The following is a 13356-nucleotide window of genomic DNA, read 5'->3' on the forward strand; positions in this document are numbered from 1 at the left end:
CGGGGTCTCCTGCCAAAAGCCGCTCGCGTGCGGAGAAAGACCCCGGCTTTCGCCGGGGTGACGAACTGGAATATGCCCGACCTCAACCGCATCCTCTCCGCCAAGACGCCGCTGACCCTTGCCGGCGTCCCCACGGGCTTTCTCCCTGGCTGCTCGCCGATCTCGCGCGCGCCAGTGAGGCAGGTGCGGTCTATATCGCCCCCGACGATCCGCGATGCGCGCGGTCGCCTCCACCGCGACCTATTTCGCGCCCGAGCTGGAGATCATCCAGTTCCCCGCCTGGGACTGCCTCCCCTACGACCGCGCCAGCCCGACCTTGCGCATCATGGCCGAACGCATGGCCGCGCTCGCCGCGCTCCAGTCCCGCACCACCAAGCCGCGCCTGATCCTCACCACCGCCAACGCCGCGACCCAGCGAACGCTGACCCCGTTCCGCATCCGCCAGATGACCGCACGCCTCGCGCCCGGCGAGCGCATCTCGCTCGACAAGCTCGCCGCCCTGCTGTCGTCCAACGGCTATGTCCGCACCGACACCGTCCACGACAGCGGCGAGTTCGCGGTGCGTGGCGGCCTGGTCGACCTCTACCCCTCGGGCGCGGAGCAGGCGCTCCGCCTCGACTTCTTCGGCGACGAGATCGAAAGCGTCCGCACCTTCGACCCCGCCGATCAGCGCACCACCGGCCGCGTCGACGGCTTCACCCTGCTCCCCGCGTCCGAAGCCCTGCTCGACGAAGACACGATCAAGCGCTTCCGCACCCGCTATCGCGAGAAGTTCGGCGCCACCGCCACCGGCGACCCGCTCTATCAGGCGATCAGCGAAGGCCGCCGCCTCGCCGGCATGGAGCATTGGCTCCCGCTGTTCGAAGAGCGGATGGAAACGCTGTTCGACCACCTCCCAGCCGACGCCGTCATCGTCCGCGATTCGGGCGAAGCCCGCGCGGCGGAGTCGCGCTTCGAAGCAATCGCCGACTATCAGGCCAACCGCGTCCGCGCTCAATCGACCGACGCGGGCAGCTACCGCCCGCTCGGCACCGACCAGCTCTACCTCCTCCCCGCCGAGTGGGAGACGCGCCTCAAATCCGCCCGCGCCCATCTCGCCACCCCGTTCCACGAGCCCGAAAGCGCGACCGCCCTCGACTTCAACGTCGACGGCCCGCGCGACTTCGCCCCCGAACGCGCTGCGCAGAGCAACATCTACGAAGCCGTCACCGATCACCTCGCCAAGCTGCGCAAGGCGGGCAAGAAGCCGATACTCGCCAGCTACTCCACCGGCTCGCGCGAGCGATTGAAGGGCCTGCTCGCCGACCACGGCCTCGCCAACGCGGTCTTTGCGGAGACCTGGCAGGAAGCGCTCGGAGCCTCAGCCGGGGGCCGCGACTCGGGCAATGTCGCGCTCATCGTCCTGCCCCTCGACCACGGCTTCACCGCGCCCGACATCGCACTGCTGACCGAACAGGACATGCTCGGCGACCGGCTGGTCCGCCGCAACCGGCGCAAGAAATCGACCGACGCCTTCCTCGCCGAACTCGCCACCCTCTCCCCCGGCGACCTCGTCGTGCATATCGAGCATGGCATCGGGCGCTACGAAGGCCCTCACGCAAATCCCGGTGCAAAAGGCACCGCATGACTGCGTCGCCCTCACCTATGCCGGCGGCGACAAGCTCTACGTCCCCGTAGAGAATCTCGAAGTCCTCTCCCGCTACGGCTCCTCCGAAGAGGGTGCCTCACTAGACCGTCTCGGCGGCGAAGCCTGGCAGCGCCGCAAATCGAAGATGAAGGAGCGCATCCGCGAGATCGCGGGCGAACTCATCCTCACCGCCGCCAAGCGCACGCTGCGCCCCGCCGACATCGTCGAGGCCGATCCCGCCAGCTACCCGGTGTTCGTCGACCGCTTCCCCTTTACCGAAACCGACGATCAGGACCGCGCGATCGGCGACGTGCTGGAGGACCTCGCCGCCGGCAAGCCGATGGACCGCCTCGTCGTCGGCGATGTCGGATTCGGCAAGACCGAGGTGGCGTTGCGCGCCGCTTTCGTCGCGGCGATGGCGGGGCATCAGGTCGCGGTCGTCTGCCCCACCACCCTGCTCGCGCGCCAGCATTACACCAATTTCGTCGCCCGCTTCGAAGGCTTCCCGATCCAGATCGGCCGCCTCTCCCGCCTCGTCCCCGCAGCGGAAGCCAAGGCGACCAAGGAGGGCCTCGAATCCGGCCAGATCGACATCGTCATCGGTACCCACGCCGTCCTCGCCAAGGGCGTCGAGTTCAAGCGCCTCGGCCTGGTCGTGGTCGATGAGGAGCAGCGCTTCGGCGTCACGCACAAGGAGCGGCTGAAGGCGCTCAAGTCCGACGTCCACATGCTCACCCTCACCGCCACGCCGATCCCGCGCACGCTGCAAATGGCGATGAGCGGCCTGCGCGAGCTGTCGGTGATCCAGACCCCGCCGGTCGATCGCCTCGCGGTCCGCACCTATGTCATGCCGTGGGACCCGGTGGTTTTGCGCGAGGCGCTGCTGCGCGAACATTATCGCGGCGGGCAGAGCTTCTTCGTCACGCCGCGCATCGCCGACCTGCCCGATATCGAACAGTTCCTGCGCGAGGAAGTGCCCGAAGTCCGCTACGTCGTCGCCCACGGCCAGATGGCGGCGAGCGAGGTCGAGGAGCGCATGTCCGCCTTCTACGACAAGAAATATGAGGTGCTGGTCTCCACCACCATCATCGAATCGGGCCTCGACATCCCGTCCGCCAACACGATGATCGTCAACCGCGCCGACCGCTTCGGCCTTGCCCAGCTCTACCAGCTGCGTGGCCGCGTCGGGCGCGCCAAGACCCGCGCCTATGCGTACATGACCACCGCGCCGCAGCGGATGATGACCGAGGGCGCGGAAAAGCGCCTCAAGGTCCTCTCGGACCTCGACTCATTGGGCGCGGGGTTTCAGCTCGCCAGCCACGATCTCGACATTCGCGGCGCGGGCAACCTGCTCGGCGACGAGCAATCGGGGCATATCAAGGAGGTCGGCTACGAACTCTACCAGTCGATGCTGGAGGAAGCGATCATGGACGCCAAGGCCGGCGGCATGGCCAGCGACCGCCCCCGCGACCTCTCGCCCCAGATCACCGTCGACGCCCCGATCCTCATCCCCGAAACCTTCGTCCCCGACCTCGACCTGCGCATGGGCCTCTACCGCCGCCTCAACGAGGTCGAGGACAAGCGCGGCATCGACGAATTCGCCGCCGAGATGATCGACCGCTTCGGCAAGCTGCCCGAGGAAACCGAAAACCTCCTCACCCTGATCGAGGCCAAGCTGAACGCCAAGCGCGCCTGCATCGCCAAGATCGACGTCGGGCCAAAGGGCGCGCTGGTCACCTTCCACGAAGACAAATTCCCCAACATCGACGGGCTGCTCGCCTATGTCGAGCGCCTCGACGGCACCGCCAAGCTGCGCCCGGACATGAAGCTGGTGGTGGCCCGCGCCTTCGCCACGCCAAAGGCGCGCCTCAACGCCGCCCTGCAAATCTCGCGCGGCCTCGCCAAGGCGGCGGGATGAAACCTTCTTATCCCCCTCCCGCTTGCGGGAGGGGGTTAGGGAGGGCCTGTCAAATAGGCCGCGGCGCGTGTGGACAGGCCCTCCTCGACCCCTCCCGCAAGCGGGAGGGGAGAGAATACGACCAACCGAACTTGCGGCAGCATTTCCCGCGCCTTACACCCGTCTTCTAACTGGAGATTGCCCATGCCCGGCCCCGACCCGGCCGACCGCCGCGCCCTGCTCGACCGCGCCATTGCGGCGCTGGACGGCGTGCGCGACCCCGATCAGGCGGTCGAGATCCTCTCGCGCCACGCGCGCGGCATTGCGGGCTCCGAAGGCATCACCATCGTCCGGCTTGAGGGCGATCAGGTCCATTATCTCGGCGAAGACGCGATCACCCCCTTGTGGAAGGGCCGCCGCTTTCAGGCCAGCCAGTGCGTCACCGGCCTTGCGATCATGGGCGGCAAGCCGATCCTGATCCCCGACATCCGCTACGACCCGCGCGTGCCGCTCGATCTCTATGTCGCGCTGTTCGTCAGCAGCCTCGCCGTGTTCCCCGCCGGCGAAACCGCCGGCATCGGCGCCTATTGGAGCACCCCCGGCCCGATCGACCCGCTCGCGGTCGAGCTGATGGCCAAGCTCGCCGAAGCCGCCCGCCCGGCCTTCGCGACGCCGCCGGTCCTCAGCGCGCGCATGGAATAGCGCACGCCGCGCCGCGCACTTGTCCGTAATGGGCAGCCATATTGTTGCGGCGGGGTCTACCGAAGCGTACGATCGTTACGCCCTCGGAGAACCCACGATGACTCAGCGCGAAGAGGAAGCCCGTCGCGGCCTGCTCGCTCATACAATCGACCTGCTCGCCGCCGCCGACGGCCCTGACGCGGCGATCCGCATCCTCGCGCGCAACGCGCGCGGCATCGCCGGGTCCGAAGGCATCACCATCGTCCGGATGGAGGGCGACCAGGTCCATTATGTCGGCGAGAATGCGATCACCCCGATGTGGAAGGGCCGCAGCTTCCTCGCCAAACGCTGCGTCACCGGCATCGCGATCCTGACCGGGAAAATCCTGCAAATCCCCGACATCCGCGCCGACCCGCGCGTGCCCATGGACCTTTACGCAGCCCTCTACGTCGCCAGCCTCGCCGTCTTCCCGATCGGCGCGGTCGCTGCGATCGGCGTCTATTGGGGCACCACAGGCCCGATCGACCCGCTGGCGGTGGAGTTGATGACGGAACTGGCAGCGGCGGCGGAGCGCGCGTTCATTGCGCCGCCGGAGATGCTGGTGATCGCTGAGGCGGGGTGAGCGAGGAGGGGGCGTTTCCGTCTGGATATGGGCCGGTAGCGGGATGACAGCTTTTGGCCGAGGCGCGGTGAAAGCTGCCGTTGGCCAGCAGCGGGATCGAGTGGCTGCCTGATCCCGCAAGTTGCCATTCTCAATGGGGAAATGCGGCCAATCAGGAGGCTTTGTTTGGCTATATAGCCGCGATGCCGACTTCGCGAAACGCGGAGATCAGGGCCTGCGCCGTAAAGGGCTTGAGCACGATTGAACCGGGCGGGTTGCATGGTATGCACTCTTCAGGTGTTCCACTGATGAAGATCACTGGAACTGGCCCCAACCTCCTGTGGATCTCAGCCACTGCGTGCGGCCCCGTACCCTCCAGCAGCTTCACATCGGAAGTGATCATGTCGGGCTGGTGAGCTGTTGCTGCGGAGACAGCCGCCTCTTGCGTATCAGCTATTTCAAACGACGTCGCACCCTGTGACTCCAGAATATCCTGGATGGCCATTGCGACCAGTGGTTCATCCTCGATGATCAAAACATGGTACATGCGATAAACTCCTCGCGAATTTTGTTAACGCAGTCAGTACCTTATTGATCCGTAGACGTTCACATGCGGCAATGTTCATGGTACTTGCGGGGCCACCTCGGAACAATTCCAGCCGAGGCAAAAGCGAGTTCTAATGGCCAGCGCATCAATTATTCCAGCAGATGAGCCCTTACGCCTCGCGGCCGTTCGGCGTTACGACATACTCGATACGCCACCTGATGGTGCGTTCGATCGAATCACCGCGTTGGCGGCGCGGCGTTTCCGGGTGCCGATCTCAATCATCAGCATCGTCGATGAGGACCGAATCTGGTTCAAATCGCACCATGGGGTACCGGTTAAGCAGATCGGACGCGATCCCGGCCTTTGCGCCTCGGCCATTCTTTCTGACGATCCGCACATCCTCACCGATGCAAGCATCGATCCCCGCTCGCTCGCCAACCCGTTGGTAGCGGGCGACTTCGGGCTTCGCTTTTATGCTGGCGTGCCCCTGACCACGGACGACGGCCATAATCTTGGGACGCTGTGTATCATCGACAAGGAGGCAAGGCCTATCGACCAGTCGCAGATCGACGACCTGAAAGACCTTGCAGCGATTGTGATGGACCAGATCGAAATGCAGCTTTCGGCGCGACGCGCGGTCTCCCAGGCTGAGTTGATGGCCAAGGAGATCGACCATCGGGTGATGAACAGCCTGCAATTCGTATCGAGCTTGCTTTCAATGCAAAGCCGAGCGCTCACTGACCCGGATACAGTCGGTCATCTCCAGCTTGCCGCCAACCGCGTTGCTGCAGTCGCGCAGGTGCACCGGCATTTTTACGTCGAGGCGACCGATCAGACATCCTGCATCACGTTCCTCAGGCGGTTATGCGCCGAGCTCGCGTCGATTCTCGATCGAGAAATTGACGTAAGCGGTGATGAAGGCGTTATCCCAACCACGATCATCCAACCCATCGGACTGCTCGTCAACGAACTGGTGACGAACGCGGCCAAGCACGGGCGGGGGCTGATCCAGGTACGCTATGAGATCGAGGCCAATCAGCATGCCTTGATCGTCTCGGACGACGGTCGCGATCTTCCGAAAGACTTCGACCCGACAGCTACCAGCCAAAGCTTGGGCATGCGAGTTGTCGTGTCGCTTGCCAGACAACTCGGCGGAGTGTTGACGAGCGGTCACCGACCCGACGGTGGCACCTGTTTCAAAGTGTCGTTTGAGGTGCAACCGTAGTTAGCGGGTGACGCGCGCCGCCACCAGCGCCTGCGACAAAGGCAGCTGATCGGGAAGCGCGGCCTGTTGCCCGCTTTTTGCTGATTGTTGCTTCCAAGTCGCCGGACCGTTTCCCGCCCAAAGGCAGCCGATCCATCACCGCTTGGGTGAACGACCGCTTTCGGGATCAGCGAGGGGCATGGCGAACGACCGGAACTAGGGTCGGGACCCATAAACGGGATTCCCTTGGCGGCTGGGATGTGATTCATGCGCTGCGCCAGCAGGAGCGTGGATTTGAGCGAGTTTTGGTTGAGTGAAGCCCAGTTCGAGCGGCTTCGTCCGCTGCTGCCGGACAAGGTGCGCGGTGTGGCGCGGGTCGATGATCGGCGGGTGATCAGCGGCATCATTCATGTGGTGAAGTCGGGCGGGCGCTGGGTCGACGCGCCGGCCTGCTACGGGCCGAGGAAGACGCTCTACAACCGGTTCGTGCGCTGGGCGGCAAAGGGTGTGTGGCAGGAGCTGTTCGTCACGCTCGCGGCAGCAGGCGGGCCGCCCGCCGAGGTCCTGATCGACAGCACGCATATGAAGGCGCACCGCTCCGCGGGCGGTGGAAAAGGGGGGCGCTCGTCCAGGCGATCGGGATCAGCCGGGGCGGCCGCAACAGCAAGCTCCACGCGCTCACCGACGGCGAAGGTCGGCCGCTCCGCTTCCTGCTGACCGGTGGCCAGGTCGCCGACTGCCGCGCAGCCGATGTGTTGCTCGATGATCTCGCGCCGCGCACCATCGTGCTCGCGGACAAGGCTTACGACAGCAATGCGATCCGCGACCTGATCGAGCGGCAGGGTGCCGTTCCGAACATCCCCTCCAAGACGAACCGCCGCTGGAAAAGCTGCTTCTCCAAGACGCTCTACTAGGGCCGCAACGCCGTCGAGCGCATGTTCTGCCGCCTCAAGGATTATCGCCGCATCGCCACCCGCTACGACAAGCTCGCCACCAACTTCCTCAGCGCCATCTACCTCGCCGCAGCCGTCACATGGTGGTTATGAGTCCCGACCCTAGGGCGCATTCCTGACAAGTGGGCGACGTAATGCCCGAACATGTTAGGGCGCCCCCCAAGCGGCGCCTATGTGGCAACGTCGGCCGCCGAGGTCGATTCATCGATCCAATCTTATAGTCACCGTTCGTCAGTTCCTGACGGTTGGCATTGGTGCGGGAGCTTGGCATTCTCCGTGAGGGGAGCAAGCTATGCAGCGCATCGAAAGATATTTGCTACGAGCGGCATCTCTGCTTTTGGTGGTTCTTTCGATTGCATTCGTCAGTCCTGCTTTTGCACAGACACACGTGCCACGCTCTGCAAGCGCCGCGACATTCACGAAAGATGGTGCGCTCGTCGTTGCGTGGCTCGGCGGATCGGTGACTCGTGAACGCGACGGCACGCGCGACACTTTGCTGGCGCCCGACCCAAATGCAGGTAGCATCGTCCTCGCAGCCGACGGCAGTCGCGCCGCGCTCATCAACAAGACCATCCGTGTAGTCGATCTGCGCAGCCGCCGGACGCTGTTAAGCCACGCCATTCCAACCGACGAATGGCCGGAAGTCATTTTCTCGCCGGACGGGCGACTTCTGCTGGTGAGCTATCGGAAGACCCGACGCTCGGAACTGTTTGATGTCGATCGAGCAGTGAAGCTCGCGGAGCTGCCAGGCACGTTCAAATATGTGGGGTTCATCGGCAAATATGTCGTGACCGTGGTCGAATCTCCGTCAATCGACGAAAGCGACGTCTTGACCGTTTCTGACATGACCGGGCGTGTTCTTGCGCAGCAGCAGGTCGCTACATTGTTGTCGGTTGGGGCAATGCCGGGAGCGGAAGACCGCTTGTTGATCAATAATTACCGCTCGCTACGTGAATACGACGTCACAAATCGTCGATGGGTCCGCAGCTTCCTCCCCAGCGCAGAAGGCAGCTTTTCCATCGTGCGCCTGACCGACAGCAGCGTAGCGACGTACAAGGGCTCCAACTGGCACCACTGGGATCCGCAGAACGGGCGACGGATTGGCCCTGCCAAGAGCACCCCCGATGGGGCAACGATCGACAAGATCTGGGCTGGGCCGGACGGGATGCTGCTGCTGTGGCTCAGAGGGCCCGATCGCTTGCTGCTGGTGAACCCTGCCAACGGTCAGATACGCATTTTGGCGGACTCGATCGGTAGTTCAAATGGGCGCGTGCTCGCTGTGTCGGCCGATGGCCGCAAGGTGGCGATCACTGTTCACTATGCGGTGCACATTCTTTCGATCCAGCCCGATCGCGTCGACAAGCGGTGTTTCGATCCGCCAGGAGAAACCGAGCGGTGCGTGATCGCCGAGAAATTTGTCGACTATGCACGTTCCGACAGTCCTGACGCGGCGCGTACACGCGGCCTGATCGCGGTGCTCCAGCGCCAGGATACGCGTCGCTGGGAGGTCGAGTATGCTGACGGTTACTATTATCTGCAGGCTGCTCGCCGGCTCGCCGAGCTTGGTCTGGAGGATGAGGCCGCCGATGCTTATCGGTGGATCCTCGGAGCTCCAGGCAAGGGAATGATACCGGGAGCAATTCTGGCCTTTAGCGATCTGCTGATCGCTGGAAAGCGCTTCCAAGAAGCACGTACCCTGCTTGAGCCCCTCGTCGTCGAGGTGAGTACGCGTCCGCGATCGAGCCGGCTAACGGACTCGTTTCACAGCAAAGTGATGTCAGCGCTCAGCGAAGCCTATTTTGCTCTCGGAGAAACTGAAAAGGCAGTCGCAGCGGCCAAGAAGGCCTATTCGCTTTTTGGCAAGACAGCCAGCTTCTCAGGAAAATATGTGGGTCGTGCGATGCTCATCGAAGCGAAGGGACTCGCCCTGCTCGGGCGCGACGCCGAAGCGCGAGCAATCCGGGCGGACCTGCTCAAGCAGCTGATCAAGCGCGACGATGCCGACTTGCTCGCCGTTGAGACCCGCGTTGCCCTAGCCGAAGACTATGCAAAGCAGGACGACATAGATCAGGCCGAAGCGTTGCTGAGTGAAGCCCTTGCCATCGCAGGGCGAACTCTTGAAGCGGGCAATCCGACAATGATCGACCTTCGCACACGATTGGGCGACTTGCGGATCAAGGCCAAGCGCCCACTCGCCGCGCTTGCCACGATGCGTCCAGCGGCGGCCGAATTGCGTAAGGGTCAGACTACATATATCCACCGCTTCCACACACTTTATCGGCTTCAAGTTACCGCAGCTTGGTCCGCCCTTTTGGACCAGCGGCGAGCGCAGCGTCGCTCGGCAGGACCGACCCGTGCGGCGGCGGTCACGTTGCCGGGGGTCAGTCAGCACGAGAAGCAAGTCACGGCCGCAGCGGTCTCTGAGGATGGCCGATTGGTCGTCACTGGCGGCCTCGACGCGACAATTCGCATCTGGGACGGTTCAAGCGGCGTACAGCGCTTCCTTATCGGCACCATCGGCACGCCGACCCACGTCGAGTTGATTGACGCAACTCATGCGCTGATCGTTGCTGGCCGCGTGATCATCGTCGACCTCGTTCGAGGTGAGATCGTACGCGAGGTGAGCAACAAGAGTTATTCCGGCGACGCCGCGCGAGCCGCAGACGGCACCTGGGCGATAAAATATGAACATGCTGTAGAGGTTATCCGACCCGATGGTACGCGACTGCGACTCACTGACGACCTCGAGCCAATCAAGCAATTCGCGTTATCGCACGATGGGACTCGCGTGGCCGGTGTACTTGCAACGACAGGCCGCACTGTGCTGTGGGACGCAAATACGGGGCGTCAGATCGCGCGGCTGGAGATTAGTGAGAAAGCACCAGCGTTCGCACATTCCAAACTGTTCATCCTGCCGAAAAATGATCCTGAGAAGCTGTTGAGCTTCGACGCGCGAGACGGTTCAAGCGTAAGATCGGTGGCCGTTGGCCAATGTGGAAAATCTACGATCATGGTCGCGTCAGGGCAGTTAGTAACGCGCGGTGGGGCAGTCTGCATATGGGATAACTTGCTGAACTCACTTAGGCTCATTTACGGTGCCTCGCCCGCTGAGCAACTAACCGTAGTAACGCTCAGCCGTGATGGTCAGATTGCAGCGATTGGGCTGAAGGATGGCTGCATCCACCTGGTCGATGTGGCCAAAGGCAAAGTTCGCGCCACGCTGCAAGGGCATAGCGGCAGCGTCACCGCATTGAGTTTCAGCGACAATGCTCGCCTGCTCATTTCCGGGAGCGCGGATAACACTGGTCGTGTCTGGAATACAAAATCCCGTCGGATGGTGAGCATACTCGGCCGCTAGTCCGCCAGGTTCAGCGTGGGCAGTAGAAAGCGTCTGCTGCAATGGCCGCACCTTCATCACCTCCAGGCTCACCTAGCGCGAAGGGCAACGGCGTCGGATTTCCAAGCTGTATCACTTGGGCAATGGAGCCGAACCTGCATCGCCATCGCATCTGAGCGCCCAGCTGCACCCGATCGACCAATGACCGCTTTCGGGTCTACATTGAACTGGGTCGGGCGTCTGTACTTGGGGCGCGAAGCCGTCGCCATCTGCGCTGAACGCTAGATTTTCAAACTCTGGCGGTTCCCGTAGTCCGTCCTGCTGCGCTAGTGTCGGGATCGCCTGATAATCGCTTGCCAACTCCCGCCCCTACCGATTACGGCACGTTATACCATTACATAAGTCGTCGGTGGGGGATTTGATGTTTTCGAAGTCACTGCGCGCGGGCGTCGCGTTGGGTTTGCCATTCCTGGCTGTCCCCGCTCAAGCGGACGACCAAGCCGACGATCGTCGCCAGCGCGAGATCGTCATCATCGGCATTTCCGAAGATGACGGCTATGCACCCCAGCAGGCTGCTGTAGCTGGCAAAAGCGCCGCGCCGCTCCTCGAAATTCCGCAATCGGTCAGCGTCGTTACGCGCGAGCAGATCGAAGATCGCAACCTCTTCACGATCGGCGAAGCGATGCAGACCGTCGCTGGCGTCACGGTGATGCCTTTCGACGGCACCAACCCCGATTATCGTGCGCGCGGGTTCGTGCTCGACTATGCCTATGATGGCGTTCCCTCGACCTTCTCCTCGGGCGTCCCTGAGTTCGATCTGGTGATCTATGAGCGGGTCGAAGTGCAGCGCGGTCCGACCGGCCTGTTCCGCGGATCGGGTTCGCCTGGCGGCACGATCAACCTGATTCGCAAGCGTGGCCAGGATCGATTCACCGTGTCGGGCGCGCTGTCGACAGGGTCATGGAAAAATTTTCGTGGCGAGTTCGACATTGGCGGTCCGGTCGATGCCGAAGGTCGGCTGCGCGTCCGCGCGGTCGCCGCGCTGCACGATCGCGACTTCTTTCAGTCTAAGTCGCATACGCGCAAGCTGACCTCCTATGTCGCGGCGGATTTCGACCTCACCCCCACGACGACAATCGGCGCGTCGGTCAGCTATCAGGATACCAAGGCCGACACGCCGATGAACGGCCAGCCGGCCTTCACCAATCAGCAATTCCTGAACTTCCCGCGCGACTTCCAGCACCTCCCCAACTGGAACCAGTTCACCGAGACCACGACCGAATATGCCGGGGAGGTCAAGCAACAGGTCGGCGACTGGTCGCTGGTGGTACGCGGCCTGTACCGCGACATTCCGCGCGCTTGGGAAGACGCGTTCATCCGCCCCGGCACCGGGGTCGATCCGGCCACGCTGACTGCCGAATATGTGAACCGGCGCAGCCGGGGCGTGAACGGCAAAACCGCGGTCGATACCTATGCCACCGGTCCGTTCAGCCTGTTCGGGCGCGAACATGAACTCGCGGTCGGCTACAGCTTCGACAAGCGGACGACGTCGTTCCTCAACCGCACCCAGACATCGGTAGGCCGCTATTCAATCTACAGTGCCGATGCGATCCCGCTGCCCTCTGGCGCATTCACCAGCGGCAGCGAGACCGACCTGCGCCAGAGCGGCTTCCACGCCCAGGCCCGCCTGCGCCCGTTCGACGGGTTTACGGTCGTCGCCGGCGGTCGCCTCAGCGACTACACCAACCGCACCCGCAACGTCGCCCCGTCGACGCCAACCAATTGGGTCACCAACCAGAATTCCCGCATTCGCGGCAAGTTCACACCCAGCGTCGGTGCGGTGCTGAACCTGGCGCGCGCTATCACGCTCTACGGCAGCTATTCGGACATCTTCAACCCGCAGACCCAAGTGCGCAGCGACGGGACCCCGCTCGATCCGCGTGTCGGCGAGCAATATGAGGTCGGAGTCAAGGGCAGGTTCCTCGGCGGCAAGCTGAACGCCAGCGCCGCCGCATTTCGCAGCAAGGACAAGAACCGCGCGCTGTCCGACACCGTCAACCCCGGCTTCTTCGTTCAGGCGGGTGTCGTGAAGATCGAAGGGTTCGAGTTCGAGGTAAGCGGCACGCCGCTCCCCGGGCTCGATCTCACCGCCAGCTACACCAATGTGAAGACCGAATATGAAGTCGGCACCGCCGCACAGACCGGCGCGATCTTCGACATCTTCACCCCGCGCCACCAGTATAAAGTCTATGCCCGCTACGAGCCGGCTGCGCTCGGCGGTGCGTTCGCCTCGGTCAGCGTCAACGGCCAGAGCGGCGTGGTCGGCGGCGGCGTCGAAGGGATCCGCGAGCAAGATGCGTTCGCGATCGTCGGGGCGCAGCTCGGCTGGCGGTTCAACGACAATCTGCGCGCGTTCGTGTCGGTCAACAACCTGCTCGACAAGACCTATTACCAGCGCGTCGGCTCGATCAACACGTACAACTTCTACGGCGAGCCGCGTAACTTCCCT

The 13356-nt window shown here is 63.3% G+C and carries 5 protein-coding genes and 3 pseudogenes; 7 read left to right on the plus strand and 1 reads right to left on the minus strand.

The window, feature by feature from the left end; translation table 11 throughout:
* The first annotated feature begins 72 nt into the window (after positions 1–72).
* From mfd to LRS12_RS02530, 3 genes and pseudogenes are all read left to right on the plus strand, one after another.
* A pseudogene (gene mfd / locus LRS12_RS02520) lies at positions 73–3545 on the plus strand (transcription-repair coupling factor).
* 183 nt (positions 3546–3728) lie between these two features.
* Positions 3729–4226 carry a GAF domain-containing protein gene (locus tag LRS12_RS02525; RefSeq protein WP_257843167.1) on the plus strand — a complete coding sequence of 166 codons (498 nt, stop codon included), beginning with the start codon at positions 3729–3731 and terminating at the stop codon, positions 4224–4226.
* Between the two features lie 97 nt (positions 4227–4323).
* Positions 4324–4827 carry a GAF domain-containing protein gene (locus tag LRS12_RS02530; RefSeq protein WP_257843168.1) on the plus strand — a complete coding sequence of 168 codons (504 nt, stop codon included), beginning with the start codon at positions 4324–4326 and terminating at the stop codon, positions 4825–4827.
* Positions 4828–4996: 169 nt separating this feature from the next.
* Here LRS12_RS02530 and LRS12_RS02535 read toward each other — a convergent pair whose 3' ends face one another.
* A complete protein-coding gene (locus LRS12_RS02535; protein WP_257842938.1) occupies positions 4997–5353 on the minus strand; it encodes a response regulator in 357 nt (118 codons plus the stop codon).
* A 133-nt stretch (positions 5354–5486) separates the two neighbouring features.
* Here LRS12_RS02535 and LRS12_RS02540 point away from each other — a divergent pair, with 133 nt between their 5' ends.
* From LRS12_RS02540 to LRS12_RS02555, 4 genes and pseudogenes are all read left to right on the plus strand, one after another.
* A complete protein-coding gene (locus tag LRS12_RS02540; protein WP_257843169.1) occupies positions 5487–6578 on the plus strand; it encodes a sensor histidine kinase in 1092 nt (363 codons plus the stop codon).
* Positions 6579–6824: 246 nt separating this feature from the next.
* Positions 6825–7603, plus strand: a pseudogene (locus tag LRS12_RS02545) (IS5 family transposase).
* A gap of 199 nt (positions 7604–7802) precedes the next feature.
* Positions 7803–10868, plus strand: coding sequence for a hypothetical protein (locus LRS12_RS02550; protein ID WP_257843170.1), 3066 nt, complete (start codon positions 7803–7805; stop codon positions 10866–10868).
* Positions 10869–11268: 400 nt separating this feature from the next.
* Positions 11269–13347: pseudogene (locus LRS12_RS02555) on the plus strand (TonB-dependent siderophore receptor); the annotation flags it as partial.
* Positions 13348–13356: the final 9 nt, after the last annotated feature.

It is taken from the genome of Sphingomonas sp. J344 (genome assembly GCF_024700005.1).
Taxonomy (GTDB): domain Bacteria; phylum Pseudomonadota; class Alphaproteobacteria; order Sphingomonadales; family Sphingomonadaceae; genus Sphingomonas.

Excerpts from the sequence above, each read along its gene's own strand:
- LRS12_RS02535 (WP_257842938.1), bottom strand. The coding sequence starts at position 5,353 with ATGTACCATGTTTTGATCATCGAGGATGAACCACTGGTCGCAATGGCC.
- LRS12_RS02540 (WP_257843169.1), top strand. The coding sequence starts at position 5,487 with ATGGCCAGCGCATCAATTATTCCAGCAGATGAGCCCTTACGCCTCGCG.
- LRS12_RS02550 (WP_257843170.1), top strand. The coding sequence starts at position 7,803 with ATGCAGCGCATCGAAAGATATTTGCTACGAGCGGCATCTCTGCTTTTG.
- LRS12_RS02530 (WP_257843168.1), top strand. The coding sequence starts at position 4,324 with ATGACTCAGCGCGAAGAGGAAGCCCGTCGCGGCCTGCTCGCTCATACA.
- LRS12_RS02525 (WP_257843167.1), top strand. The coding sequence starts at position 3,729 with ATGCCCGGCCCCGACCCGGCCGACCGCCGCGCCCTGCTCGACCGCGCC.